This window comes from Methylobacterium frigidaeris, assembly GCF_022179185.1.
GTDB classification, from domain to species: Bacteria; Pseudomonadota; Alphaproteobacteria; order Rhizobiales; family Beijerinckiaceae; genus Methylobacterium; species Methylobacterium frigidaeris.
The window spans coordinates 350,443-374,537 of sequence record NZ_BPQJ01000001.1; the positions used below are offsets into that span (position 1 = coordinate 350,443).

The window sequence follows — 24,095 nt, forward strand, 5'->3', positions numbered from 1 at the left end:
GGCCGACACCGAAGAGGCTTGTTTCTCCTTGCCCCGAGTGCGGATCGGGTTTCCCCGTTCCAAGCAAAGGCAGCTTCCGGGTGCTCTGTGCCCGCGTCGCACGGCGTGTCTCCACAGCACGTCCGCGCCGCGCCGCATCGCCCCCTGACGCCGGACGGCCGACGCGCGCCGTCTCGATCTCGACTTCGGGTTCCCGCGGGAGCCCTCTCGAACCTTTGGTGGGGCTGATCATGACCGATCGCATCCGCGATTTCCTGCGCGTGCGCCGAGAGCTCGGCCGGGACGAGGGTCCCGTGATGGTCCTCGACCTCGACGTCGTGCGCGACAACTACACCGCCTTCGCCCGCGCCCTGCCGGATACCCGGGTCTTCTACGCCGTGAAGGCGAACCCGGCTCCCGAGGTGCTGCGCGCGCTCGCCGAGATGGGTTCCTGCTTCGACACCGCCTCGGTCGTCGAGATCCAGATGGCGCTGGCCGCCGGCGCCACCGCCGACCGCGTGTCGTTCGGCAACACCATCAAGAAGGAGCGCTGCATCGCCCGCGCGCTCCAGCTCGGCGTGCGGCTCTTCGCCGTCGACTGCCAGGCCGAGGTCGACAAGATCGCCCGCGCTGCCGACGCGGTCAAGGTCGCCCGCGAGGACGTGCAGGTGTTCTGCCGCATCCTGTGCGACGGCGCCGGCGCCGAGTGGCCGCTGTCGCGCAAGTTCGGCTGCGTGCCCGAGATGGCGGTGGACGTGCTGGAGCACGCCTACCGGGGGGGCCTCAACGCCTACGGCGTGTCGTTCCACGTCGGCTCGCAGCAGGGCAACACGGAAGCCTGGGACGGGGCGCTCGCCTCCGCCTCGATGATCTTCCGCGAATGCGCCACCCGCGGCATCCATCTCTCGATGGTCAATCTCGGCGGCGGCTTCCCGACCAGGTACCTCAAGGCGGTGCCGGGCGTGGAATCCTACGGCGACGCGATCTTCCGGGCGCTGACCAAGCATTTCGGCAACCAGCTGCCGGAGACGATCATCGAGCCGGGCCGCGGCATGGTCGGCAATGCCGGCATGATCGAGGCCGAGGTCGTCCTGGTCTCGCAGAAGTCCGACGCCGCCGACGAGGTGCGGTGGGTCTATCTCGACATCGGCAAGTTCGGCGGCCTCGCCGAGACGATGGACGAGTCGATCCGCTACCGCATCGTCACCGAGCACGACGAGGACCGTACGGTCCCCTGCGTGCTCGCCGGCCCGACCTGCGACTCGGCCGACGTGCTCTACGAGAAGACCCCGTACCCGCTGCCGATCTCGCTCGCGATCGGCGACAAGGTGCTGATCGAAGGCGCCGGTGCCTACACCACCACCTACGCGGCGGTGGCGTTCAACGGCTTCCCGCCGCTTCAGTCCTACGTGATCTGAGGAATCGGCGCCGAACGGCGCCGCTTCTTCGGAACGATGCGCCGGCTCGACCGTTTTCGCGGGCCCCGGCGCTTTCCGCGTCTCTTGCAGCCACCGAACAAGTCCCGGACGGCCCGCCGCATGCGGCGGGTGCGAGGGCTGTCCTTTGCCCGTCTTCTGTCAGTATCGGGAGGGTACGGCCGTGTTCCAGATCCGCGACGAGCGCGCCGCCGATAGCGCCGCGCGCGAGCACCTGCTCGACTTGTGCTTCGGCGAAGCCCGCTTCGCCAAGACCTGCGAGCGCCTGCGCGAAGGGCGACTTCCGGCGGAAGGCCTCGCCCTGGTGGTCGAGATGGACGGCCGCCTGGTCGCAACCGTGAGACTGTGGAACGTCGAGGCCGGCGGCATCCCCGCCCTGATGCTCGGCCCGATCGCGGTCGACCCCGCGCTCCACGGACTCGGCATCGGCAACAAGCTGATGCGGGAGGCTCTGTCCCGCGCGGCGTCGTTCGGCCACCGGGCGGTGATCCTGGTCGGGGATGCGCCCTACTACGCCCGCTTCGGCTTCAGCCACGAGCGGGTCGGCACCTTGGGCCTGCCCGGCCCCTACGCGCCGGAGCGGTTCCTGGCCCTCGACCTCGTGCCGGGGGCCCTCGACGGCGCCGACGGCATGGTGCGGGCGACCGGGCGGGTGGTGCCGATGACGGTTCCAGCGGAGGAGTTCCGCGTCGCGGCGTAACGAGGCGGGCGGGTTCCAGACCCGCCCCTTTCCCTGACGATCGTCGCGAAGCGGCCCTGTACGCTGCACCGTTGCAGACGGACGCTTCGCGACTTTTTGCGCTGGACCCCGGATCTCCTTCCACGTCGTCTCAGTCGTCCGGGACAGGGCGCAGTGCCTGATTGCTCAAGTGCTGAGGTTGCCAGGCGGTCGTTTACCCCCCGACCACCCGCACCTCCGGCACACCCTCCTCCACGATCCCCCGTGCTCCCTCGGCGATCAGCCGCGTGACGAGGTCCGCGTAATCCGCCCGCGTCAGCCCCGCGCCGGGCCGGAACCAGAGATAGTGCCAGTTGACCATGCCGAAGAACGACATGGTCACGGGCTTCAAGAGCGCCGTGCCGGCGAGATGCGGCGCGACGCCGGCAATCGCCTCGGAGAACAGGCGGACCAGTTCGCGCTCGCTCTCCTTCAGCTCTGCCTGCCGCTCGGGCGAGAGCAGGCCGAGATGGTTGATCTGCACCTTGTGCTGGGCGTCGGCATCCCGGTAGGCCTCGAGCAGGGCGCCGGCGAGGCTGCGCAGGCGCGGCTCGGGCGCAAGGCCCGGACGGTCGGCGGCCTCGACCGCCTCCAGCAGCTCCTCGAGGTGCAGCCGGATCACGTCGAAGAGGATCTCGTCCTTGTCACGATAGTAGTGGTAGAGGTTCGCCTTCGAGACGCCACAGGCCTCGGCGATCCGGCTCATCGAGGCGCGGTCGTAGCCGTGGGCGGCGAACAGCTCGGCCGAGCGATCGAGGATCGCCCGGCGCTTGTCGTCGTAGTCGCTGGCGCGGGTGCGGGCCATGGGGTCTCGTCGCTACTCACACTATTCTCGGGGGCGCTGGTCGATGACGCGGCGGGCCTTGCCGAGGGAGCGCTCGATGCCTCCCGGGGGCAGCACCTCCACCGTCGCGGTGACGCCGATCGTGTCCTTGACCGCGTGGCAGAGCCGGTCGGCGGCGGCCTCCCGCAGGTCGGCGATGTCGGCCTCCGGCCGCGCCTCGACGCGGATCGTCATGGTATCGAGCCGGCCCTCGCGGGAGAGCACCACCTGGTAATGGGCCGAGAGGGCCGGGATGGTGAGGATCTTCTCCTCGATCTGGCTCGGGAAGACGTTGACCCCGCGCACGATCATCATGTCGTCGGAACGCCCGGTGATCTTCTCCATCCGGCGCATCGCCCGGGCGGTGCCGGGGAGCAGCCGGGTCAGGTCGCGGGTGCGGTAGCGGATCACCGGCATCGCCTGCTTGGTGAGCGAGGTGAAGACCAGCTCCCCCTCCTCCCCGTCCGGCAGGACCTCGCCGGTGCGCGGATCGACGATCTCCGGGAAGAAGTGGTCCTCCCAGATGTGCAGCCCATCCTTGGTCTCGACGCACTCGCTCGCGACCCCCGGCCCCATCACCTCGGACAACCCGTAGATGTCGACGGCGTGGAGGTCGAACGCCTCCTCGATCTCGGCGCGCATCGCGTTGGTCCAGGGCTCGGCCCCGAAGATGCCCACCTTGAGCGAGGAGGCGCGCGGGTCGAGCCCCTGGCGCCGGAACTCGTCGAGGATTGCCAGCATGTAGGACGGCGTCACCATGATGATGTCGGGCTTGAAGTCCTGGATCAGCTGGACCTGGCGCTCGGTCATCCCGCCCGACATCGGGATCACCGTGCAGCCGAGGCGCTCGGCGCCGTAATGCGCCCCCAAGCCCCCCGTGAACAGCCCGTAGCCGTAGGCGACGTGGATCAGCATCCCGGGCCGCCCGCCCGCCGCCCGGATCGAGCGCGCCACCACGTCGGCCCAGACATCGATGTCGGCCTTGGTGTAGCCCACCACCGTCGGCTTGCCGGTGGTGCCCGACGAGGCGTGGATGCGCGCCACCTCCTCGCGCGACACCGCGAACATCCCGAAGGGATAGTTCGCCCGCAGGTCGGCCTTGGCGGTGAAGGGGAAGCGGGCGAGGTCAGGCAGGTCCGAGAAGTCGCGCGGGTGCACACCGGCGGCATCGAAGGCGGCGCGATAATGCGGGACGTTGGCGTAGGCGTGGTGCAGGGTCTCGCGCAGCTTCTCGCGTTGCCAGGCGGCGAGCTCGTCCCGCGAGGCGGTCTCGAACCGGTCGAGCTCGGAAGCGTCCGGCACCATGCGGGCGAGCTTGCGGGGGGCGATCTGGAGCATGGCGTTTCTCCCTGGAAGAGTGTCCCTGAGATACTTCTTATGATTATCCGATCGACGTCATTGGCCGGTCTGACACCCTCGGCATCATCCCGGGGCTCGCCGCAGGCGAGAGCCCGGGATCGAGAACCGCAGGTGGCGCAGAACGCGCAACGCGTTCCGCTAGACTTCGAAGATCCTGCGCTTCCGGCTTTCGGGCTCGGCTACGCACCCCCGGAACGACCCGGTGGGCTGCAAGTCGGTCGAGCAGATCGAGCAGTCGCCGCTCAGCCCTCCCCCGCCAATACCGTCCCCGGCACGGTCCGCGAATGCCCGCGGAACTCCGCCACCACCCGCCCTTCCGCGTCGGTGACCGTCACGTCGTAGATGCCCGAGCGCCCCTCGCGCACCCGCTCGACGGCCCGCGCCGTCAGCACCTCGCCGCGCCGGCCCGGGCGCAGGAAGGTGACCGCACAATGCTGCGCCACCGCCCGCTGATCGTAGGCGTTGCACGCGAAGGCGAAGGCAGAATCGGCGAGGGCGAAGATGAAGCCGCCGTGGCAGGAGCCATGGCCGTTCACCATGTCGTCGCGCACCCGCATCGACACAACCGCCTCCCCGGGCCCGGCATGGTCGAGGCTCATGCCGAGCCCCTGGCTCGCCCGATCCTCCTCCCACATCGCGGCGGCGCAGGCGCGGGCCCGCTCCTCCGGTGTCACCGGGAGCGTCCGGTGAAGCGGGCCGGGCGCTTCTCGAGAAAGGCCGCCACGCCCTCGCGGTAATCCGGCGAGCGCCCGGCCTCGCCCTGAAGGTCGCGCTCGACGTCGAGCTGCGCGGCGAGGTCGCTCGTCTCCGAGGCGTCGAGGGCGCGGCGGATGAGCGCCAGGCCGTAGGTCGGCGCCTGCGCCAGGTGCGCGGCGAGGCGATGGGCCTCCGCCATCAGCTCGGCATCGTCGACCACCCGCCAGATCATGCCCCAGGATTCCGCCTGCTCGGCGGTGATCGGCTCGGCGAGCAGGGCCATGCCGCGGGCCCGGGCCCGGCCGGCGAGGCGCGGCAGGAGCCAGGTGCCGCCGGCATCCGGGATCAGCCCGAGCTTGGCGAAGGCCTGGAGGAACTTCGCCGAGCGCGCCGCGAGCACGAGGTCGCCGTGGAAGGCGAGGCTGGCGCCCGCGCCCGCCGCCACGCCGTTGACGGCGCAGATCAACGGCATCGGCAGGTCGCGGATCTGCTTGACCAGCGGGTTGTAGAACGCCTCGAGGGTGCGCGAGAGGTCGGGCTCGACGTCCGGCGCGAAGTTGCGAGCGGCGAGGTCCTGGCCGGCGCAGAAGCCGCGGCCGGCCCCGGTGAGGATCAGCGCCCGGCATTCCGGATCGGCGGCAGCGTCGCTCAACGCCTCGCGCAGGGCGAGGTGCAGCGGCTCGTTGAAGGCGTTGAGCCGGTCGGGCCGGTTGAGCACCAGAACGCGGTAGCCCGCGTGGCGCTCCGTCAGCACGAGAGTCTCGCCGGTTGCCTCGCTCATGGTGCGCCCTCCCCGTCCCGCCGTGTCGGATGTCCCCGCCGGCGCGATCTATTGACCAACCGGACGGTAAATTATAAAGCTGTGCGGGCGAAGTCAAACGTGCGCGCCGTTAGCCGAACGCCAGGGTGGACGGACGCCGCGCAGGATTGCAAAGCACGCACGGGCGGGCTCTCAGAGGCCCGTGACGCCAGCGACCGGGCTCCAACCGGCGTGGCCCGTAAACGGGAGGACACCACCATGAGGCGCATCGTCTGGGCGCTCGCCCTTGCCGGCACCGTGCTGGCCGGTCCCGTGCTGGCGCAGCCGATCAAGATCGGCGTCACGATCGCCAAGACCGGCCCGGCGGCCTCGCTGGGCATCCCGCAGTCCAACACCGTGACGCTGCTGCCGACCGAGATCGGCGGCCAGAAGGTCGAGTGGATCGTCCTCGACGACGCGACCGACACCACCAAGGGCGTCGCCAACGCGCGCAAGCTCGCCAGCGACGACAAGGTCGACGCGATCGTCGGCTCGTCGGTGACGCCGGTCTCCCTGGCGCTGATCGAGGTGGCGGCCGAGGCCAAGGTGCCGCTGATCAGCCTCGCCGCCTCCTCCAAGATCGTCGCCCCGATGGACGACAAGCGCCGCTGGGTGTTCAAGGCGCCGCAGAACGACGCCCTGATGGCCGAGGCGATCGCCACCCACATGGCGAAGGCCGGGGTGAAGTCCGTCGGCTTCATCGGCTTCAACGACGCCTACGGCGACGGCTGGCTCTCCGAGATCGCGCCCCGGCTCGAGGCCAAGGGCATCAAGCTCGCCGCCACCGAGCGCTACGCCCGGACCGATACCAGCGTGACCGGCCAGGTGCTGAAGGTGATGGCGGCGAAGCCCGACGCGGTGCTGATCGCCGGCTCCGGCACCCCCGCCGCCCTGCCGCAGAAGACGCTCAAGGAGCGCGGCTACGCCGGCAAGTACTACCAGACCCACGGCGTTGCCAACGCCGACTTCCTGCGCGTCGGCGGCAAGGACGTGGACGGTACGGTGCTGCCGGCCGGGCCCCTGCTGGTGGCCGAGCAGCTGCCCGAATCGAACCCGGTGCGCAAGGTCGCTCTCGACTACACCAAGGCCTACGAGGCGAAGTTCGGCGCGGGCTCGCTCGCGACCTTCGGCGGCCATGCCTACGACGCCGAGGTGCTGCTGGCGAACGCGATCCCCGTCGCGCTGAAGACCGCCAAGCCCGGCACGCCCGAGTTCCGCGCCGCGCTCCGAGACGCGATCGAGGGCCTGAAGGAGGTCGTCTACACCAACGGCGTCGTCACCATGACCCCGACCGACCATGTCGGCCAGGACGACCGCGCCCGCGTGATGGTGACGATCGAGAACGGCCGCTGGAAGCTCTTGTCCGCGACGAACTGAGGCGGGGCTGCCGCCTGCTCAGTGAGACAATCCGTCAACGATCGGGATCCCCTCCCCCGTGTGGGAGAGGGGACCATGCGTCGGATTTTCGGCGCGTATCAAGCGGAAGCCGAGTGAGATCCCTGGGGCCCTCCTTCGAGGCTGCCGCTCGCGGCAGCACCTCAGGATGAGGTCGCAGGGAGGATGAGCTTAGACAAACCAACCCGACAGGCCCCGAGTTCTCCGCCGTGGACGCCACGATCCTCCTTCTCCTCCTCCAGGATGGCGTCGTGAACGGCGCGATCTACGCGCTGATCGCCCTGTCGCTGGTCCTGGTCTTCACCGTCACGCGGGTGATCCTGATCCCGCAGGGCGAGTTCGTCGCCTACGGGGCACTGACCCTGGCGAGCCTGGAGGCCGGCACCCTGCCCGGCACCGTGCCGCTGCTCCTCGGCCTCGGGGCCCTCGCCTTCCTGGCCGATTGCGCCGAGACGCGCCCGACCATGAGCGGCCGGGTGCTGCTGCGCCTCGCCCTTCGCGACCTCGCCCTGCCGATCGTGGTGGCGGCCATCGCCTGGTTCCTCGCACCGATGAAGCCCGGCCTCGTGGTCGAGATCCTGCTGACGCTCGCCATCGTGACGCCGATGGGCGGCTTCCTGCACGCGGTGGCGTTCCGGCCGCTCGCCCACGCCTCGGTGCTCGTGCTGCTGATCGCCTCGGTCGGCGTGCACCTGGCGCTGACGGGCCTCGGCCTCGTCTTCTTCGGCGCGGAAGGCTCGCGCACCCCGCCGCTCTCAGAGGCCTCGTTCCCCGCCGGTCCCCTGCTGGTCAGCGGGCAGTCCCTGTGGATGATCGGCCTCACCCTCGCGATCATCGTCGCGCTCTGGCTGTTCTTCTCGCGCACGCTGCTCGGCAAGGCCTTGATCGCCACCGCCGTGAACCGGCTCGGCGCCCGGCTGATGGGCATCGCGCCCTCGCTCGCCGGGAGGCTGAGCTTCTCGGTCGCGGCCTTCATCGGGGCTCTCTCGGGCGTGCTGATCGCGCCGCTCACCACCGTCTACTACGACACGGGCTTCCTCATCGGCCTCAAGGGATTCGTCGCCGCGATCATCGGTGGGCTCGCGAGCTACCCGGCGGCGGCGGCCGCCGCGATCCTGGTCGGCATCATCGAATCCGTCGCCTCGTTCGAGGCCAGCGCCTTCAAGGAGGTGATCGTGTTCATGGCGATCATCCCGGTCCTGCTCTGGCGCTCCCTGCGCTCGGCCCCGATCGAGGACGAGGAGTAACCATGCCGACCCGCGTCCTCGCCGGCCTCACGGCGCTGCTGATCGTCGCCCTGCCCTTCCTGCCCGGCGTGCCGCCGTTCTGGCTCACGCTCCTCACCTATGCGGGCCTCTCGGCCATCGTGGTCACGGGGCTCGTGGTGCTCACCGGGGTCGCGGGCATCACGTCGTTCGGACAAGCGATGTTCGTCGGCATCAGCGCCTACGCCACGGCGCTCCTCACCACGCAGGGCGGCCTGTCGCCGTGGCTGTCCCTGCCGGTGGCCCTGCTGCTGTCGGCGGCGGCGGCCTGGGTCATCGGCGCGATCACGCTCCGGCTCTCGGGCCATTACCTGCCGCTGGGCACCATCGCCTGGAACATCTCGTTCTTCTACGTGCTGGGCAACACCGACGCGCTCGGCCGCTACGACGGCCTCACCGGCCTGCCGCCGATCAGCGTGCTCGGCCACCCGATCCTCGGCGGGGCCGAGGCGCTGCTCCTCACCTGGGGGTTCCTGGCCCTGAGCCTGTGGCTGACCCACCGCCTGCTGCGCTCGCGCACCGGCCGTGCGATCCGGGCGCTCAAGGGCGGGGTCGTGGCGGCCGAATCGTTCGGGGTCGACACCGCGCGGGTGAAGATCGTCGCCTTCGTCTACGCGGCGATGCTGGCGGCCCTGTCCGGCTGGCTCTACGCCCATATCCAGCGCGCCATCAACCCGACGCCGTTCGGCATCAATGCCGGTATCGAGTACCTGCTGATGGCGGTGATCGGCGGCGCCGGCTCGATCGGCGGCGGCGTCTTCGGGGCCGTACTGGTGACGGTGCTGAAGGACCAGCTCCAGAACGTGCTGCCGCTCATCTTCGGCGCGCAAGGAAATTTCGAGGCGATCGTGTTCGGGATCCTGCTGGTGCTGATGCTCCAGCGCGCGCCGGACGGGTTGTGGCCGCTGATCGTCCGCCGCTCCGTCGCCGCCCCGCCCGACCGCGGGCCGGCGGGCCAGCCCCTGGCGCCGCGCCCGGCTGCCGCGCCCGGCACGGTGCTGCTGGAGGCCGCGAACCTGCGAAAGACCTTCGGGGGCCTCGTCGCCGTCAACGATATCGGCTTCACGGTCGCGGCCGGCGAGGTGGTGGCGCTGATCGGACCGAATGGGGCTGGCAAGAGCACCACCTTCAACCTCGTCACCGGCGTGGCTCGCCTCACCGCCGGGGCAGTGCGCCTGACCGGGCGCGACGTCGCCGGCCTGCCGGCCCGGCGCATCGCCCGGCTCGGCTGCGCCCGCACCTTCCAGCACGTCAAGCTCGTCGCCGGCATGTCGGTGATCGAGAACGTGGCGCTCGGCGCCCACTTGCGCGGCTCCGCCGGCCCGGTCCGCGGGGCGCTCGGCCTCGACGCCGCCGAGGAGGCGGCGCTCTTCGCCGAAGCCGACAGGCAGCTCGCCCGGGTCGGCCTGTCCGCCTGCCGCGACCTGCCGGCCGGCAGCCTGGCGCTCGGCCAGCAGCGCATCGTCGAGATCGCCCGCGCCTTGTGCCTCGGCCCCCAGCTCCTCCTCCTCGACGAGCCGGCCGCGGGGCTGCGCCATCAGGAGAAGCAGGCGCTCGGCGACCTCCTGCGCCGCCTGCGGCAAGAGGGCCTGGGCATCCTGCTCGTCGAGCACGACATGGATTTCGTGATGGGGCTCGCCGACCGGCTGGTGGTGATGAATTTCGGCGCCAAGCTGTGCGAGGGCGCGCCGGCGGCCGTGCGCCGCGATCCCGCGGTGGTCGAGGCCTATCTGGGGAGCGCCGCATGACCGTCCCGATGCTCGAAGCGGAGAACCTCTCCGTCGCCTACGGCAAGGTCGAGGCGGTGCGAGGCGTGTCGCTGCGGGTCGAGCCCGGGCGGCTCGTCACGGTGCTGGGCGCCAACGGCGCTGGCAAGACGACGCTCCTCAACGCGCTGATGGGGGTGCTGCCGGCCCGCGGCCGCATCCGCTTCGAGGGACGCGACGTTGCGCGACTTCCGGTCGAGGCGCGCGTCGCACAGGGCCTGAGTCTGATCCCCGAGCGCCGCGAGCTGTTCTCGACCATGAGCGTCGAGGACAACCTGAAGCTCGGCGCCTTCCGGTTCCGCAACACGGGCAGCAAGGGCGGCGATCTCGAGGAGATGTACCGCCTCTTCCCCCGCCTCGCCGAGCGCCGGCGCCAGCACGCCGGCACCCTCTCAGGGGGCGAGCGCCAGATGCTCGCCATGGCGCGCGCCCTCATGGGCCGCCCGCGCCTCCTGATGCTCGATGAGCCGAGCCTCGGCCTCGCGCCGCTCATCGTCGCCGAGGTGATGCGCACGGTGGCGCGCCTGCGCGACGAGGGGGTGGCGATCCTCCTCGTCGAACAGAATGCCCGCGCGGCGCTCCAGATCGCCGATCACGGCTACGTCCTCGACGGCGGTAGCGTCGTACTCCAGGGCGACAGCCGCACGCTGCAGGGCGATGCACGGGTGGTCGAGACCTATCTCGGCACCCTCGCGGTCGACGAAGCCCCGCCGAGCCGCGCCGCCTCCGGACGCTGAGCCGGGACGGCTCCGCCTTTGGATGTCATTCGATGTACACTCGCCCGGCGAGCTGACCGATCCGCTACGCGGGGATCCAGGCGAAGCGCCCGGCCTCATCCCAGGCGCCGGCCTCGCCGAGCGATGCGGCGAAGACGCCGGAGAGACGCGCCCGCCCGGCCTCGACCATCGGCCCGTCGAAAGCCACCGGCCGGCAGCGCGCGGCAAGGCCCGGCCCGAAGGCGCCGGCGCGGACTCGGACCGGCTGCTGATCGTGAGGCAGTGCGGCACCGTGGATGGCGCGCTGTACTGCAAAGAACTTTCCGCGAACGGCAGACCTTTTCCGTCTGTACTGCAATGACACGCATAGGAACTACCGCCGATCGGCAGGGTAATTTCTCTCTGCAATGTATTGCTTGAATCGTTATACGTTGGAAAACCCTGTACCGCAGAACCATCGACGGTTGATAGTACACTATCGATGCTCCCGGTTTGATCATGCAAATCGAGCGCACCTCGCGCGAATATGGCACCGCCGCCCACGTCCTTGAAATTGACTCCAAATTTGATGCTGAACATGCCGAGCCCCAACACTTAAAAACAAATTTTTAGGCTAATTCTTGCAAGAAGATCAGATTTATCCATGGCAGACATGCAACAGTGAGCCTGCCCATCGCGTTCCAGGCAGGCAGGCCGGAGGAAGGTCAGCAGCGTATCCTGCCGCTCTCTCGTCCGACGATGGAGGACGGCCGTTTTTCGCGCCCTCGAACCCCATGCTCCGTGCTCCGTGCCGATCGTGCAAAACTTCGTCCCTGGGCAAATTCCAGTTGTCATTCAATCTGATGATGCCGATTAAATCAGATCAGCGCATAGATGACATCAAATCGATAACCGAAACGGGTGATCAACCGGCACGCATACGATAACTGAGATCTTGGGAGGGATGAATGCGTCTGCTCGCTGCGCCGCTCGCGGCGTTGTTGATGGTCGGCTGCGTGGTGCCTGCGTCGGCGCGCTGCCCGCTCTACCTGCCGATGCGCGTCGGTCCGGCCACCGGGAACCCGGAGAAGGACACAGTCGGGCTGTTCTGCGCGCAGCCCGAGGCCGCCCTGGCCACGGCGCCCGCCGGTGGCAGCCGCTCGCCGGTGCGCGTGGGCGCGCCGATGGGAGACGCGGAGAAGGACACGATGGGTTTCGCACCGTCGTCGAGCACGGAGCAAGCCGCGCGGTGATCCGTGACCGGGGCGAGGATCCGCGCCGGCCCAGGGCCACTGATCCCAGCACGGTGTGCGGGGTGCGTTCCACCGAATGCCTTCCTCCGGGCCCGGATCCTCGCAAGGGGCTTGCCGGAACCGCCGGTCCCAGGTACCTACGGGCAGGGTGTCTGTCGCCGAGGCTGTCGTCCAATCGCACACTAGGCGCTCGGAGAGTGAAGACCAAACCCGAGGGCCTGTAGCTCAATGGTTAGAGCCGACCGCTCATAACGGTCTGGTTGCAGGTTCGAGTCCTGCCGGGCCCACCACTCTAACCCCTTGAAAATACTGCAAAGCGCCATCCGCACTACGGAGTGATCTTCGGTTCAACGAACCTAAGAGGCAGCCTTGCGCACGCTCGTGAAGTCCAGCACGTCGGCGGCCTTCCGGAGGTGGGTCGGGCTGAAACGACCGTAGACCCGCTCGGTGATCGCCGTGTTCGAGTGGCCCAGCATCTGCGCTACTTCGGCCATCGGCACGCCGGCCTCGACCATGTGAACCGCTGCCGTGTGGCGCAGGACGTGGGGCGAGACCTTCTCCAGGCCGGCCGCCTTCACCGCGGCGTTGAACCCTGTCTTGATGCTGGCGACTGGGCCCCCGGCCCATTCGATCACGTAGTCGGATAGAGCCTCGCGCTGCGCCTTGCTGAGGGCTGCCCGGAGCCCTGCATTCATCGGGACGATCGCCCGCCCTTTGCGCGGGCCGGTGTCGGAGGTGCGCAGGTTGATCTGCCCGCGTTCGAAATCGACCCGGTCCCATGTCAGCTCGAGCACGGCGCCGACGCGGGCGCCTGTGGCGAGCATGAGGTGGATCGCGTTCTGGATGTGCGGCGCGGCCGGCGCGTCAAGGAGCTTTGCGATCTCGGGACGGGTCAGGTACCGCTCTTTCGGCGCGGGCTTCGCCGGACGTTCGATCTTCGGCGCCTTGTCCGGCCCGAGGGCCCAGAGCAGCACCGTGCGCAGATGCCCGAGCTCGGTCCAGATCGTGCCGTCGTGCTTGCCGGCGGCGCGGCGCTTCGCCGTGTAGTCCTTGCACATGTCGTTGTTGATCTGGTCGGGCCGAAGATGCCCGAAGTGCGGCCCCATCGCCTTCCATTCGTGCATCATCGCGACCGCGACGCGTCGACCATCCTTCTCCCGCCGGTACCCCTCCCAGAGATCGGCGATAGTCGCGCCCTTGGGAGCGGCGACCTCGCGCCGGATCACGTCGAGGGCTTCGCGCTCCGCGTCCTTGGCCGTGAGTGCGTCAAGACGATAACGCCGTCGCTTGCCGTCGGCCCACCAGGAGACGACGTAGCGGCCATTGAGTCGTCCGATCCGATAGTCGCCTGACATTGCTCGAATTCCACCACCGCGTCGGGCGGTATCCTAAGCAGCCGCGAGCCGACGCGGAAAGCCCGCAATTCGCGCCGCTTGATGAGGTTGCGGACGTGGTTCGCCGAGCAGCCCCAGCGCTCGGCAACCTGCTCGGGTGTTAGGGGCCGCGGCACGGCGCTCGCCATGTCTTAGACCTCCTCTCCATCTGTGGGGACCGGTGCGGGGCGGTCGGCCCGCCACCCAACGAGCGGCATCCCGAGCGGCACGCGGCTGTGGCCGCGCGCCAGCGGATGGATCGGCGCGCCGTCGGCGGTGAGCGCGAAGGCGTCCAATGGGTGGGTGCCGTCGAGCGACAGCGCCGCGATCACCCGGTCAGCGTGAAGCCCGGGCGCCAGCAGGTTGCCCCAAGCGACGATGCGCACGGACGCCGCGGCGGAGAGCGTTCGGATGCGGGCGAGGTTCGCGTGGCGCGCGGCCTTGAGCGCGGCCACGTCCTGGCCAGCCAGCAACGCCTCAAGCTCCCGCGGATCGGTGGCGATCCGGTCATCAGCGTTGACGACCGTGAACCCGCCGATGCCGGGCCGGTCCTGCAGGAGCGCCCGCAGCCGACAGATGGTCGGGTCGTTTCGATCCGCGCCGGCCGTGCTCGGGTTGCGCATGCAGACCAGCGCGCGCGGCTCATTGGACCACCAGCGGTCCAGTCGGTAGCGGTGCAGGCCGCAGGAGGAGAGCTCGGCCGAGCCGCGGAGGGGGTCAGTTCGCATGCGCGCTCTCCCCGGCAGACGGGGTGGCCGTCACCAAATCAGCATCATCACCCGGCAAGACTCCGCGCCCGTGCCGGTTGGCTCGCTTGTGCCGGATCTTCGCGACGATCTCGGGCTTCATCGTGCGGGCAAGCTCAGCCTCAGCGCACGCCATCATGTCGAGGCCGGCCCACGCCGCGAGCGCGGCCAGGGTGTTCAGCGTGCCGCCCATCTCCAGTGCCGGCGTGCCGGCCGGGCGGCCCCATACGTAGCGGCCGATCGCGATATACCCCTCGAGCGTCTGGCCGAGAGCCTGCTGCAGCTCGGCATGCTCTTCGCCGGCGCGGTCCCGGCGCTCGGGCATGTCGGTTGGGTCATCCCCCGCGACGTACTGGAAATGCCGATAGACGCGGTCCTGGTAGCTGCCGCCGCAGCCGACCTGGAGCCCCCGGAGAGCGGACCGAACCCACGGATGATCATCGCCACGGCCGCTCACGAAGAGCGCCGCGAGGTCGCTCATGTGCCGCTCCTCGGCCTCATCGGCGGCGAGGCGGCGGGCCTGCGCGATCGCGTCGCCGGGGGCTTCGGTCGCGCGAGCTGTCACGGGTCCCGACAGCAGATCCTGCAGCGCGACAGCAGTGTGCTCCGCTTGGTCGGCCGAGACGCCAGCCCGAACGGCGGCGCCATCCCGGAAGTACCGGATACTGGCCTTCACTCGCTCCTCTAGGATGGACACCGTACCGGCCTGCCGCGCGCCCGGCACTGCCTCGAACCGCCCGTCGTCCATCTCAGCAGTCGAGCGGGCCCAGGCGAGGTTGCCATTCAGGGAGCGGTAGACGACGACCTCGGCGCCGTCGGAGAGCGGCGCACCGGCCTGAATCGCGGCCGTGTAGAGAAGCCTGTAACCATCAGGCGCCGTTTTGTGTGATGAGAGCGTGACCTGGCCGGTCCTGCTGCACCGATAGACCAGGACAAGGTCATAATCGGTCAGCGGCTCGTTGGTCTGTACCCGGGCGCCGCGGAACAGCACCTCGTAGAGACGGCCAGAGCGGATGTGTCGGACGATCTCGGGCCCAGGCAGCTGCGCTCCTGGCACCGCGAACGGCCACGAGGTCTCGCGGCTCTCGCCGGAGCGGGATGGCACCTGGCCGGTCCCGCCGCAGGTCCGGCACTGGTCCTGCCGCGTCTCGGTATGCCGGTCCTCGTAGGTGGCCGAGCCGGTGCCGGAGCACGTGGCGCAGGGGACGGTGATGGTGGGCATTGCTGTGCCTCATTTTGGGGTGAGCTAAGCTGGCGCGATAAAGCATCGAGTTGATCTTGAAAAAATTGTTGTCAATTTATTCGCCTTATCCTTGTGAGCGATGAATGTAACCCCATTTAACCTGAGCCTCGAACACATCTCCAGATGTATCGTTTACTCGTTGACTTTTTTTAATGATTTCATTTCTGAATGTCATTTGATGTTGATCTGTGTTTATTGTTGCGGAGGCCCGCCGATGGAACGAGAATACAAAACGTGATCGGAAATCGAGGACATAGTCATAGAACATGTTCGTCGGCGTCCTATCGGAGACAGGATGGTAAATTTTAAATTCATATTCGAAGATGGTCATGGAGATCCGCATATTTTCGAAATGGAAACCTTAGGTATAGACGAAAAAGGGTGCATATTTTTTGATGAATACATTAGGCAACTCATTGAAGCGCTCGACGAGACTTACAAAATAGTTCGGCCTGAGCCGAATTGAGATATACATTCCTCATGATTCTATGACATCTGCGAACGAGGCGGGCATGGCGCTTACTGCCGCTTCGAAGAGCGGTAGGTCAGGTGCGCAGTGTCGGCTGCCCCTTCGGTCGATCAAGCCGCAGCGCGGGGATTGTAATCGTTCAACAAGTCGCTCTAAAAATTTCCAGTGATCCGGCACAAATCTCCGAAATTTCAAGCGATCACTGGATGTTGGATCGATTTGGGAGCAAGAAAGTTGGCGCGCGCAAAGTCGAATACGCTGATGAGGCGCTGTACCCTCTGGGTGGAGGGCAAAGGCAAAGCGATTTTGTGCGATGTGCGCGATGTCAGAAGCTCTGGTGCTCTCGTTGTCGTTGACCCAGGTGTTTGCCCTCACGACAGGATTGTTCTTCGGTTGCGCAACGCCAGAGATTTCCTTCTCTGTCGAGTCGTATGGCGCGGGCGAAACGAGATCGCCGTGGTCTTTCTCTCCAGGCGCGAGAAGGTCGAGTTTGGATTGGCAGCGTACTGACGTTTCCTCGAACGCGCCGCCGCCGCCCGCGAAGCTATGGATGATCATGTCGCGCGGCATCACGGCTGCTCCGGCGTGCTGTCGATGTTGGTGGGGTGAGCGAATCAGCCTGAGCCCGGCCTGAACTGGAACAGGCCGAGAGCGTTGACGTGCCTTCAGGAGGAGGCACACCATGAACACGGACAACGGGAAGATGGCCGAGTCCACCTACGATGCCGGCAAGGGCAAGCCCGCCTCTCAAGCGACCGAGGACGACATTGCTGCTCCCCGCCTGACTCCGCAGGGGCGCGAGAACCCGGAAGCCGCCGGTGAGGATGCGACCGATCCGAACGGCGGAGCGAAGCAGGGACAGCGCGATAAGGCGGAGGGATAGCGGCTCGCGATCAAGGCTGCGGTCGACCATCAGCGCCCGCTCACGCTCGTCGCCACCATCGGCAGCTCGCCGCGCTCGGCCAGCGCCTCGAGGTCCGGGATCATCTCCGCCTTGATCTCGGCCCGGGCGTAGGACCAGCCCGGCAATAGGTCGTGCTGGTACTGGCCGTTGACCCGGCACAAGCCCGGGACGCCGGACCACCGCTCGATCCACACCCCGCGGCGCGGGCGGGTCATGTCGATGTGCATCACGTTGCGTTCCCCGAGCCGGGTGTGGTCGGCGATGACGGCGTGGAGGGTCCGGGCGGCGCGGGCCGCGGCGGCACGCTCCTGCATGGTCGGCGGTGGGAGGGGCTTCTGGGCACGGTCAGTCACATCCGCCTCCCGACGATCCGCCATCACTGGACGAGGACGAGCCGCCATCCGACGCGCAGGACCCGTCGTCGTGGCTGTGGCTCACCGACGTGTCGGGTGCCGCGTGGCCGCCGTAGAGCGGCGACAGCGGGTGCAGCGGGCTGAGCGTGTCGAGGGAATTGCCGGGCAGCGAGGCGCTCGCGCTCGGCGCCCCGTTGGCTCGCCACTGGTACTCGCGGCGCCGAGCCTCCATTGCCTCCCGGCGCGCCCTCTCCTCGCGGCGGCGTTTGGACCATTCGACAATCATGCCGTCCTCCCCGCCGTCGCTGCCGGCCCGATCGCCCGGTGCACTGCCGCCGTCAGGGCCCGTGCCCGGCTCAGCCGCACCTCCGGCGCCCCGCGTGGCCGCACCGGCTGCTCGACCGTGACGCGCCCGCCTGCCTCGACAGCTTCGACCGCCTCGACGAGGCAGGGATGGCGCTCCATGAGGTTGGCGACGCGCCGCAGGTCGAGGCGCCTGCCGCCGATCTGGACGAAAAGGGGCGGCGCATCGTCCGATGGCGGCTGACCGGTCCGTTCATCGGCAAGGAATCGGCTGACGGCCATTACGAGCCGATCGGCTCCCGCGAGCGCCGAGACCGTCACGTCGATATTGGCTCGCGCCTGATGGGTGACCGGCAGGTCGTGCAGGCCCTCCAATCGCTCGGCATGCCGCCGGCAGCGGTCCTGGTGCAGGGCCGCGGTTTGGAGGTCGCGCCCGAGGGCGCCCAGGTCGTGATCGCGCAGGGCGTCGGCGAGGGTCATCGCGCGACCTCCCTGCGAGCGAGGTCGGCCATCAGGCGCCCGATGTAGGCCCGACCCTCAGCCGGAAGGGTGCGCAGCGTCCGGACCGTGTCGGCCTCGTCACGAGAGAGGCTGAGAGCTTGGGCGTCCCAAGCCAGGTCGCCGACATCGACCTCGAGCGCGGCGGCAATCCGCGCCAGCTTGTCGTGCGGTATTGCACCGCCGCGCTCGTAACCGGAGACGGCGCCGCGGGCCAGCCTTGCCCGGTCCGCCAGCTCGACCTGGGTCATACGCCGCCGTTTGCGGATCTGGACGATGCGCTCGCTGACGGCGCGGTCGCGCGTGCTGCTGCTCATGACGGGCTCCTCTGGCTGTAGAGGGATCGACGGGGCGGGAGGGACTTGGTCAGCGGCGCGGTCGCGCGGCGGGCCGGCCGGCCTGGCGGCAGCGGCTGGCCGCCGGCGATTGGGCGGGCGTGCGGATCCCTGACGCCGTGGTGGGCGTCGGACTGGCGCCGGGCCTTGTCGATCCGCCTGCGGTCGTTCGCCGTCTTGCGGTCGTGGCAGTCGGTGCAGAGGACCTGAGCGTTCGAGAGGACCGCGGGGCCGCCGAGGGCATCCGGAACCACGTGGTCGACCTCGAACCGGCCGACCTGCAGGCGGCAAGAGCAGCGCTCACCTGTCGACAACAGGCCCTCGCACTGGCCGGCGGCGCGCTTGATGGCCTCGCGCTGCACTTTCTTGGAGAAATTCGTCCGGGCCATCTCAGGCGGCCCTCCCCGCCTCACGGGACAGCGTGCCGGGTGCGGTGCCGATCAGCTCGTCGATGACCGAGAGCACCGCGTCTTTCGACCGCTGGAAACCATCTCGGCCCATCGCGCGCATGCTTTGGCTCTTGGCCGTCCAGCGCACGACGACGGAATCCTTCACCCGAACCACGGCCGTATCCTCAACCGGACGGAGGAACGCGGCGATTCGGATTGCCTCGGCCTTCGAGGAGGCGACGAAGGTCACCTCGTCCCGATAGCCAGCCCGGATGAGCGCCCACTTGCGCAGGTGGTCGGGTGTCGGAAATCGGCCCGCCAGATCCTCCGGGAGGTTCGACCATCCGTCCCGGACACAGGCGAAATAGTGAGCGTGAGAGGCGGCGCTGCGGGCCTCGTGCTCGACGAGGATGTAGCGCTCGCCGATCACGAACTGCCGGTCGCACAGCTCGGGGAGAAGCTGCGGCGCGACGGGCTCGCGGTCTCGGCCGTGACGGTCTTCTATCACACGAGCGAGCATGACCGCGGCGACCCGATGCGCTCGGTCTCGACGGTGGTGCACATGCCGGAGGCAACGAACGACACCCGGCGCCTGATCGACGCTGCGATCCGCGGCGTCGCGAAGACCTGGCGCGAGCAGGGACCGGCGCCTTGGCGCTACAGCAAGGCGGGCCTGGTCACCACCGACCTCGTGCCGCTCGAGGAGGCGCCCCGACCCCTCTTCGATGCGCTCGACCGCGAGAAGTCCGGTGCGCTGATGGCGGCGATGGACGCTTGCAACAGCCGGTTCGGGCGCGGCGCCGTGGTGCCGGCGCGGGCGGGACTAGTAGAGAAGCGCAGTTGGAGCACCAAATTCGAGATGCGGTCGCCGCGGTTCACGACGCGGTTGAGCGAAGTGCCGATGGTAAGCGCGGCTGCTCAATGAGACCGCCTGCACCCTAACCGCTGCTATGGGCACAGGCTGTGTGAAAACTCGGGCGCGCCCCAAGGGTGCAGAACATTCTTCCGCGCTGCCGCCATTTGAGCATCCTGGAAGGCCGCCGAGATGGTGCAGGATGCCCTAAACGGCGCGGCCTAGGATGCGCGCGGGGGAAATCCTTCTACGGGCTCTGAGTTTTTACACAGCCTCGAACGGAAGCGTCACTTTCCGGCGGCAACAGATCCCAACCTTCTCACGGAAGAGAGCAACAAGGCGCTCCAGCTGTCCAAGAACTGTATGTCGGATCCCATCATGGTCTCGACCTTATGGAAGGACTGAGATGCGCTGTTCAATGCGCCTTCGATTCTGCTCAGATCTTGCGACGCGGCGAACAGCTTCGCCAATTCCGCGGTGCCGAACGTGGCCGCCGCGAGTGCGGCCGATGCCTTCGGGTCCTCCAGAATGGCAAGGGCGGCCTTTTCCTTGGCGCGAACTTCCACCAGAGCCTTATCGATCTTCTTGATCCGGTCGTCCAGATCTCGCCGGATCGGATCTATTTGCGACCGGAGCTCTGAAACGTTCGCCAAGGCCTTCGCAGCGCTTTCGGCATCCGCGCCGCTCTTGTACAATGCAACCCCCGTGCCCTGCACGGAGTCGGAGAAACCCGGATAGGCCGCTTCGATTTCGCTAGCGCTATTCTGGACAATCTCTGCCTGCTTGATGTAATTCGTGAGAATAAATCCTTCCCATTTCATTCCGCTTTGAGCCATCCCAATGAATTCTTCTAACATCTGCAAATTCAAAACAACCTGAATGACGTTGACAGCGGTCGTCAGGGCACGCGCGACCCTCAGGATTTTATAATCATTGGCGATTGAGGACGCGGCAGAGCGAGCCGCGGCCCGCATGTCCCCGCTCGCTGTTTCCGCCCCCGAGAGCTTTGGAACGCCCGACCTGGGGGCCTCGGTAGCGGGCGCCGGGACCGCTAGCTTGGGTCCCCCCGCTTCGCGAGCAGCAGAACCAGGCTTTGGTCCCGCGGGGCGCCGGGGCTCGGGGAGTTCCGCAGTGCCGGTTGGGTGCACCGGGGCATGGCTGACCAGGTCGACTTTCGGAAGCGTGCCGGCAGTCTCAAAGCTGGCGCGGATGCAGCCCGAACAGGCCGGGTACGGCTCTAACACTGTCTGTCCCTTGACTTCGCGGACGCGCACCGTAGTGAAATGGATGGTACCCTTGGCATCTTTCGGCAATCGGCCGATGATGTCCTCGAAGAGCTTCATCTCCGCATCATTGATATGTGCGAAAGGGAATTCGCGCCGAGGACCCGAGCCGGCGATGCTGCGCGTAGCCGATAGGGTACGGTCGGTCGGGCTGCTGGCGTGATATACCGACGCTCCCTGTCTCAACGAGTCGGTGTCCGCGCCGCTGATGGCTCGCATTTCCTTGGGACCCTGGTATCCCTCTACGTCGATAATTGCGGCTCCGATAACTTTTGCTTTTCCCGTTGTCGGTAGCGGCCCGCCGGTACGGATGATCTGATCCAGGCGCACCTGAGCGGCGGGTCCGATCTCCTCGATGACCTTCAAGCGGGCTTCCAGACCAGGGCGCGTGGGCGGCGACGATCCGGGGGGATCCGGCGCCCGCTGCAGGCCCGCCACGCCGCCCTTCTGCTGCAGCGTGTGGGTCAACTCATGGGCCAGGAGATGACGGCCATCGGCGGTGTGGGGTGCATACTGGCTGCGCCCGAACACCACATGCTGGCCAACGGTGTAGGCGCGAGCGTGCACGGAGCGCGCCGATTCGGCGGCGCGCGCATCTGCGTGTATCCGCACCTGGCTGAAGTCGGTGCCAAAGCGGGGCTCGAAGTAGGCCCGGCTCTCCAAATCGAGTGGCTGACCAGACGTGCGGAGTACATCTCGCACGACGCCGGCCTCTTCGCACACACGAGCTTCTGACGAACTAGCTATTTTGGTCTGCAGCCATTGCGCTTCGTGCCCGCAAGCGGCGCATTTGCGGCTAATTTCATGGGGCGCAGTCGTGACGGACGGTGCGGGATCCTGCATCCGCATTACATGGCCGGCGATGCGGTCTGCCTCTTGTTCGAAAGGATCGTTGACGCCTCCGGCAGTCAGTTTCGCTTGTAAGACATCAGGCAGAGGCGGTGCTCTGAGGGAGGATCGCGCATGAGCTTGGTTTGGTCGGTCAGGCGGAAATACCGAGATCTGACCTAAGTCCCATGGGGGGACACGCGCTGCCCCTCGGGCTGTCATGTTCTCCGGGGAGGCTTTTTGCTCGTGCCGCTCCATAGGATCCTGTGCAGAGAGGTTGGAAAGCCACTGTGTCACGTAGCGCAACGTGGCCTGGTTTCCGGTCGTCCTTTGGAGCATCCGCACGTGTTCTACCGCAGCACAGGCAAGCGGTCGCGCTGCAAATGTCGAATGCTGCGGTGGCTGTTTGCAGATCGAACTTTCGGCCGCCTTCGTTTGTGGCTTGCCGACCTTAGGAGCAAACATCGGCGAATCCCTCCCTAGTTATGGGGGACGACGCGGCCGAGCCGCGATATAGGCTCCTTGGATAATACCAGCGCAGCTGCCCCACTTGGGACTACGCTACCGAAGCGGATCGTTGAGACGGGAACATCCGTCTCAATAAGGCTGTTTAATGCACTCTGGCACGAGACCCTGGGAACGCCTAGAATTTTCTAGGACGGACGACACACCCCAATAGCGACCTATGGCTATGCCTTCGCCTCGACGATCGACTAGCTGTTCGGTCCCGGCATGTGGTGTGACAGATCGAGCCTGAAGCGTTCGGGCTCTTTCGTCCATCTCTGGCAGATGAACTCGTAAGGCGTGAGGCCGCGCAGGGTCTTGAGCCGGCGGCCATAGTTGTAGGCATCGACGAACAGCTGCAGGTGCTGGCGCAGCTCGTCGTGGCTGGCGTAATAGTAGCGCTTAACCGTGGCGTCTTTGATGGTGCGGTTCATCCGCTCGACTTGACCGTTCGTATGGGGATAGGTGGACGATCCCGGGTGTCAGTTTCCAGCGATGGGCTGAGAGCCACCAGTTAGAGGCCGCGTGCACTCCCGTCTCAACGACGCCGCCGAGCCTCAGGCGCGCCGCTTCCTGACCGATCGCAGCGTCTCGACCTGGAACGGCATCGGCGCCGCAGCCAGGATCGGCCTCCAGGTCGCGCTCCAGTCTTCGAGGGGGGCGGGATCGGACTTGTAGACAAGGTCGAGGAAGGCGAGCCCTACCTCGGCGGTGGCCCGCTTCACCAAAGGGTTTAGCGGCCCGCCGTTACGGAGGGAGCGGTCGGTGAAGACGCTGTGCGAGCCGCCATGGAATACGACCAAGGCCTTCTGGGGGGTTGGAATAGCCGCGTAGACGTCAATGCGGTCCTGGACGGGCGAATAGCGGCCCGGGATGCGGATCGTGTCCTCCGTCGTGGTGACATGGAGCGAGGGGACGTCGACCGACGCGAGGACCGCCGCGAGGTCGGTCTCGCCGTAGAAGGGCGGCGCCGAGATCACGATGCTCGCCGTGAAACGCGGGTCCCGGAAACCTAATAGCTTCCCGTCGCGGATCACCTGGGCGCCAGTGAGGATCAGGGTCGTGTTCGCCCCGAAGGAGTGCCCAGCCGCGACGATGCGCTTGCGGTCGACGGCGGCATGGAAGGGGCTGTCACGCTGCAGCAGGCGGTCGAGGCCAAAGCTCACGTCCCGCGTCCGTTCGATGGCCTCGCGCTCGTCCGCCGCGCCGCCGAGGCGGTCGAGGAGCATAATCGGATTGCCCTGCCATAGCGACTCGTCGCTGCCGACGTGCTGGATGTGCAGGCTGGCGGTACCGCGTGCCGACCATCCCTCGCCGAGATAGCTGTAGCCCTTCCGGGAGCCGCCGAGCCCGTGGGAGAAGACGATCAACGGGACCAGACCACTCCGAGTCGAGGCGGCCGGCCAATAGAGCCGGGCCGGCACGACACGGTCGCGGGCGGTGTCGACCCATTCGAAGTCGATGAACCGGGCCTCATCGGACGCTGGCAGCGCCAGGGCCGACCGGCATGGGAGCAGGCTTCCGGCACCGGCCGCCAGCACCATGGCGCCGAAGCGGCGGCGGTCGAGGCCACGCGAGGCTGCCCCGGTGGAGGTGAGCGGCTGGAATGGAGTGGCGTCGAAGATGGCCATGGATGTCTCGCAGGAGCCCGGCTGTCGGATCGTACCGGCCAAAACCTTGTGGCTTCGGTTTGACGCTGGTGGGCTCGGACGGATGTGTTCCCTCGCACAGTCACGAGCCTAGATCGCGGCCCGTTGGTGAAGGCCGGTTCAGGGTCCAGGCTGTGTGAGAACGCGGTTTTGGTGGATGGGCAGGTGAGTGAGCCCTTGC

Annotated in this window: 26 protein-coding genes, 1 tRNA gene and 2 pseudogenes; 10 read left to right on the forward strand and 19 right to left on the reverse strand. The window is 67.6% G+C overall.

The annotated features are described in order from the left end of the window. The first annotated feature begins 230 nt into the window (after window positions 1-230). Both MFF64_RS01740 and MFF64_RS01745 read left to right on the forward strand, forming a co-directional pair. Entirely contained in the window at window positions 231-1,397 is a 1,167-nt protein-coding gene (locus MFF64_RS01740; RefSeq protein WP_238189263.1) for a type III PLP-dependent enzyme, read from the forward strand. 181 nt (window positions 1,398-1,578) lie between these two features. After that, entirely contained in the window at window positions 1,579-2,115 is a 537-nt protein-coding gene (locus tag MFF64_RS01745; RefSeq protein ID WP_099903122.1) for a GNAT family N-acetyltransferase, read from the forward strand. A 193-nt stretch (window positions 2,116-2,308) separates the two neighbouring features. Here the strand turns inward: MFF64_RS01745 and MFF64_RS01750 are convergent, their stop codons facing one another. The 4 genes from MFF64_RS01750 to paaG form a co-directional block, all read right to left on the reverse strand. Further along, complete coding sequence (locus MFF64_RS01750; RefSeq protein WP_099903120.1) at window positions 2,309-2,938, reverse strand: TetR/AcrR family transcriptional regulator; 630 nt, start codon at window positions 2,936-2,938, stop codon at window positions 2,309-2,311. A gap of 21 nt (window positions 2,939-2,959) precedes the next feature. Further along, window positions 2,960-4,294, reverse strand: coding sequence for a phenylacetate--CoA ligase PaaK (gene paaK / locus MFF64_RS01755; RefSeq protein WP_238189265.1), 1,335 nt, complete (start codon window positions 4,292-4,294; stop codon window positions 2,960-2,962). A 263-nt stretch (window positions 4,295-4,557) separates the two neighbouring features. Next, window positions 4,558-4,950 (reverse strand): hydroxyphenylacetyl-CoA thioesterase PaaI, encoded by a 393-nt coding sequence (paaI, locus tag MFF64_RS01760; protein WP_238189308.1) that lies wholly within the window; start codon window positions 4,948-4,950, stop codon window positions 4,558-4,560. 35 nt (window positions 4,951-4,985) lie between these two features. Beyond that, window positions 4,986-5,792 carry a 2-(1,2-epoxy-1,2-dihydrophenyl)acetyl-CoA isomerase PaaG gene (gene paaG, locus MFF64_RS01765; RefSeq protein WP_099906212.1) on the reverse strand — a complete coding sequence of 269 codons (807 nt, stop codon included), beginning with the start codon at window positions 5,790-5,792 and terminating at the stop codon, window positions 4,986-4,988. A 237-nt stretch (window positions 5,793-6,029) separates the two neighbouring features. Here paaG and MFF64_RS01770 point away from each other — a divergent pair, with 237 nt between their 5' ends. From MFF64_RS01770 to MFF64_RS01785, 4 genes are all read left to right on the forward strand, one after another. Then, window positions 6,030-7,187, forward strand: coding sequence for an ABC transporter substrate-binding protein (locus tag MFF64_RS01770; protein WP_099906210.1), 1,158 nt, complete (start codon window positions 6,030-6,032; stop codon window positions 7,185-7,187). A gap of 227 nt (window positions 7,188-7,414) precedes the next feature. After that, on the forward strand, window positions 7,415-8,452 hold the full coding sequence (locus MFF64_RS01775; protein WP_099906208.1) for a branched-chain amino acid ABC transporter permease: 1,038 nt from the start codon (window positions 7,415-7,417) through the stop codon (window positions 8,450-8,452). A 2-nt stretch (window positions 8,453-8,454) separates the two neighbouring features. Then, window positions 8,455-10,218 (forward strand): branched-chain amino acid ABC transporter ATP-binding protein/permease, encoded by a 1,764-nt coding sequence (locus MFF64_RS01780; RefSeq protein ID WP_099906206.1) that lies wholly within the window; start codon window positions 8,455-8,457, stop codon window positions 10,216-10,218. Next, window positions 10,215-10,973 (forward strand): ABC transporter ATP-binding protein, encoded by a 759-nt coding sequence (locus MFF64_RS01785; protein ID WP_099906204.1) that lies wholly within the window; start codon window positions 10,215-10,217, stop codon window positions 10,971-10,973. Before MFF64_RS01780 ends, MFF64_RS01785 begins: the two co-directional genes overlap by 4 nt. A 64-nt stretch (window positions 10,974-11,037) precedes the next feature. Here MFF64_RS01785 and MFF64_RS37780 read toward each other — a convergent pair whose 3' ends face one another. After that, on the reverse strand, window positions 11,038-11,160 hold the full coding sequence (locus MFF64_RS37780) for a hypothetical protein (protein ID WP_273557133.1): 123 nt from the start codon (window positions 11,158-11,160) through the stop codon (window positions 11,038-11,040). Between the two features lie 739 nt (window positions 11,161-11,899). Here MFF64_RS37780 and MFF64_RS01790 point away from each other — a divergent pair. After that, on the forward strand, window positions 11,900-12,184 hold the full coding sequence (locus tag MFF64_RS01790) for a hypothetical protein (protein ID WP_099900951.1): 285 nt from the start codon (window positions 11,900-11,902) through the stop codon (window positions 12,182-12,184). 214 nt (window positions 12,185-12,398) lie between these two features. Then, window positions 12,399-12,474: transfer RNA gene (locus MFF64_RS01795), tRNA-Ile, on the forward strand. 66 nt (window positions 12,475-12,540) lie between these two features. Here MFF64_RS01795 and MFF64_RS01800 read toward each other — a convergent pair. The 5 genes from MFF64_RS01800 to MFF64_RS01815 all read right to left on the reverse strand — a co-directional run bounded on the left by MFF64_RS01800 (window position 12,541) and on the right by MFF64_RS01815 (window position 16,585). Then, entirely contained in the window at window positions 12,541-13,521 is a 981-nt protein-coding gene (locus MFF64_RS01800; protein ID WP_438823054.1) for a tyrosine-type recombinase/integrase, read from the reverse strand. Beyond that, a complete protein-coding gene (locus MFF64_RS38575) occupies window positions 13,407-13,706 on the reverse strand; it encodes a helix-turn-helix domain-containing protein (protein WP_438823053.1) in 300 nt (99 codons plus the stop codon). The genes MFF64_RS01800 and MFF64_RS38575 overlap by 115 nt, the downstream gene beginning before the upstream one ends. A 3-nt stretch (window positions 13,707-13,709) precedes the next feature. Continuing rightward, the gene (locus MFF64_RS01805; RefSeq protein WP_238189269.1) at window positions 13,710-14,285 is read right to left on the reverse strand and encodes a DUF1643 domain-containing protein; all 576 of its coding nucleotides are present in this window, start codon (window positions 14,283-14,285) and stop codon (window positions 13,710-13,712) included. Continuing rightward, window positions 14,275-15,525: a zinc finger-like domain-containing protein gene (locus MFF64_RS01810; RefSeq protein WP_238189271.1), complete on the reverse strand. Its 1,251-nt coding sequence runs from the start codon at window positions 15,523-15,525 to the stop codon at window positions 14,275-14,277. Before MFF64_RS01810 ends, MFF64_RS01805 begins: the two co-directional genes overlap by 11 nt. A gap of 499 nt (window positions 15,526-16,024) precedes the next feature. Continuing rightward, window positions 16,025-16,585, reverse strand: a complete 561-nt coding sequence (locus tag MFF64_RS01815) for a hypothetical protein (protein ID WP_238189273.1) — start codon at window positions 16,583-16,585, stop codon at window positions 16,025-16,027. Between the two features lie 133 nt (window positions 16,586-16,718). Here MFF64_RS01815 and MFF64_RS01820 point away from each other — a divergent pair, with 133 nt between their 5' ends. Continuing rightward, window positions 16,719-16,898 (forward strand): hypothetical protein, encoded by a 180-nt coding sequence (locus MFF64_RS01820; protein ID WP_238189310.1) that lies wholly within the window; start codon window positions 16,719-16,721, stop codon window positions 16,896-16,898. A gap of 29 nt (window positions 16,899-16,927) precedes the next feature. Here MFF64_RS01820 and MFF64_RS01825 read toward each other — a convergent pair whose 3' ends face one another. Genes MFF64_RS01825 through MFF64_RS01850 form a run of 6 tightly spaced genes read right to left on the reverse strand, consistent with a single transcriptional unit; the run spans window position 16,928 to window position 19,227 of the window. After that, window positions 16,928-17,272: a hypothetical protein gene (locus MFF64_RS01825; RefSeq protein WP_238189275.1), complete on the reverse strand. Its 345-nt coding sequence runs from the start codon at window positions 17,270-17,272 to the stop codon at window positions 16,928-16,930. Then, window positions 17,265-17,558 (reverse strand): hypothetical protein, encoded by a 294-nt coding sequence (locus MFF64_RS01830; RefSeq protein ID WP_238189277.1) that lies wholly within the window; start codon window positions 17,556-17,558, stop codon window positions 17,265-17,267. Before MFF64_RS01830 ends, MFF64_RS01825 begins: the two co-directional genes overlap by 8 nt. Then, on the reverse strand, window positions 17,555-18,055 hold the full coding sequence (locus MFF64_RS01835; protein WP_238189279.1) for a hypothetical protein: 501 nt from the start codon (window positions 18,053-18,055) through the stop codon (window positions 17,555-17,557). Before MFF64_RS01835 ends, MFF64_RS01830 begins: the two co-directional genes overlap by 4 nt. After that, complete coding sequence (locus tag MFF64_RS01840) at window positions 18,052-18,390, reverse strand: helix-turn-helix domain-containing protein (protein WP_238189281.1); 339 nt, start codon at window positions 18,388-18,390, stop codon at window positions 18,052-18,054. Before MFF64_RS01840 ends, MFF64_RS01835 begins: the two co-directional genes overlap by 4 nt. After that, window positions 18,387-18,797, reverse strand: a complete 411-nt coding sequence (locus MFF64_RS01845) for an HNH endonuclease signature motif containing protein (protein WP_133123328.1) — start codon at window positions 18,795-18,797, stop codon at window positions 18,387-18,389. The genes MFF64_RS01840 and MFF64_RS01845 overlap by 4 nt, the downstream gene beginning before the upstream one ends. 1 nt (window position 18,798) lies before the next feature. Continuing rightward, window positions 18,799-19,227 (reverse strand): hypothetical protein, encoded by a 429-nt coding sequence (locus MFF64_RS01850; RefSeq protein WP_238189283.1) that lies wholly within the window; start codon window positions 19,225-19,227, stop codon window positions 18,799-18,801. 9 nt (window positions 19,228-19,236) lie between these two features. On the opposite strand from MFF64_RS01850, the pseudogene MFF64_RS01855 reads away from it, so the two are divergent. After that, window positions 19,237-19,722 (forward strand): annotated as a pseudogene (locus MFF64_RS01855) (DUF4113 domain-containing protein); the annotation flags it as partial. A 215-nt stretch (window positions 19,723-19,937) separates the two neighbouring features. Here MFF64_RS01855 and MFF64_RS01860 read toward each other — a convergent pair. The 3 genes and pseudogenes from MFF64_RS01860 to MFF64_RS01870 all read right to left on the reverse strand — a co-directional run bounded on the left by MFF64_RS01860 (window position 19,938) and on the right by MFF64_RS01870 (window position 23,896). Next, entirely contained in the window at window positions 19,938-22,226 is a 2,289-nt protein-coding gene (locus tag MFF64_RS01860) for an eCIS core domain-containing protein (RefSeq protein ID WP_238189285.1), read from the reverse strand. 248 nt (window positions 22,227-22,474) lie between these two features. Continuing rightward, window positions 22,475-22,729 (reverse strand): annotated as a pseudogene (locus MFF64_RS01865) (integrase core domain-containing protein); the annotation flags it as partial. A 93-nt stretch (window positions 22,730-22,822) separates the two neighbouring features. Beyond that, window positions 22,823-23,896 (reverse strand): alpha/beta hydrolase family protein, encoded by a 1,074-nt coding sequence (locus tag MFF64_RS01870; protein ID WP_238189287.1) that lies wholly within the window; start codon window positions 23,894-23,896, stop codon window positions 22,823-22,825. Between the last annotated feature and the right edge of the window lie 199 nt (window positions 23,897-24,095).

Bases quoted from the DNA above. Each gene is read 5' to 3' on its own strand.
- MFF64_RS01770 (WP_099906210.1), top strand. From the start codon at position 6,030: ATGAGGCGCATCGTCTGGGCGCTCGCCCTTGCCGGCACCGTGCTGGCC.
- MFF64_RS01845 (WP_133123328.1), bottom strand. From the start codon at position 18,797: ATGGCCCGGACGAATTTCTCCAAGAAAGTGCAGCGCGAGGCCATCAAG.
- MFF64_RS01830 (WP_238189277.1), bottom strand. From the start codon at position 17,558: ATGATTGTCGAATGGTCCAAACGCCGCCGCGAGGAGAGGGCGCGCCGG.
- MFF64_RS01840 (WP_238189281.1), bottom strand. From the start codon at position 18,390: ATGAGCAGCAGCACGCGCGACCGCGCCGTCAGCGAGCGCATCGTCCAG.
- MFF64_RS01835 (WP_238189279.1), bottom strand. From the start codon at position 18,055: ATGACCCTCGCCGACGCCCTGCGCGATCACGACCTGGGCGCCCTCGGG.
- MFF64_RS01870 (WP_238189287.1), bottom strand. From the start codon at position 23,896: ATGGCCATCTTCGACGCCACTCCATTCCAGCCGCTCACCTCCACCGGG.
- MFF64_RS01740 (WP_238189263.1), top strand. From the start codon at position 231: ATGACCGATCGCATCCGCGATTTCCTGCGCGTGCGCCGAGAGCTCGGC.
- MFF64_RS01860 (WP_238189285.1), bottom strand. From the start codon at position 22,226: ATGTTTGCTCCTAAGGTCGGCAAGCCACAAACGAAGGCGGCCGAAAGT.
- MFF64_RS01815 (WP_238189273.1), bottom strand. From the start codon at position 16,585: ATGCCGCGCGACATGATCATCCATAGCTTCGCGGGCGGCGGCGGCGCG.
- MFF64_RS38575 (WP_438823053.1), bottom strand. From the start codon at position 13,706: ATGGCGAGCGCCGTGCCGCGGCCCCTAACACCCGAGCAGGTTGCCGAG.
- MFF64_RS01750 (WP_099903120.1), bottom strand. From the start codon at position 2,938: ATGGCCCGCACCCGCGCCAGCGACTACGACGACAAGCGCCGGGCGATC.
- paaG (WP_099906212.1), bottom strand. From the start codon at position 5,792: ATGAGCGAGGCAACCGGCGAGACTCTCGTGCTGACGGAGCGCCACGCG.
- paaK (WP_238189265.1), bottom strand. From the start codon at position 4,294: ATGCTCCAGATCGCCCCCCGCAAGCTCGCCCGCATGGTGCCGGACGCT.
- MFF64_RS01805 (WP_238189269.1), bottom strand. From the start codon at position 14,285: ATGCGAACTGACCCCCTCCGCGGCTCGGCCGAGCTCTCCTCCTGCGGC.
- MFF64_RS01810 (WP_238189271.1), bottom strand. From the start codon at position 15,525: ATGCCCACCATCACCGTCCCCTGCGCCACGTGCTCCGGCACCGGCTCG.
- MFF64_RS01820 (WP_238189310.1), top strand. From the start codon at position 16,719: ATGGCCGAGTCCACCTACGATGCCGGCAAGGGCAAGCCCGCCTCTCAA.
- MFF64_RS01780 (WP_099906206.1), top strand. From the start codon at position 8,455: ATGCCGACCCGCGTCCTCGCCGGCCTCACGGCGCTGCTGATCGTCGCC.
- MFF64_RS01790 (WP_099900951.1), top strand. From the start codon at position 11,900: ATGCGTCTGCTCGCTGCGCCGCTCGCGGCGTTGTTGATGGTCGGCTGC.
- MFF64_RS01785 (WP_099906204.1), top strand. From the start codon at position 10,215: ATGACCGTCCCGATGCTCGAAGCGGAGAACCTCTCCGTCGCCTACGGC.
- paaI (WP_238189308.1), bottom strand. From the start codon at position 4,950: ATGTGGGAGGAGGATCGGGCGAGCCAGGGGCTCGGCATGAGCCTCGAC.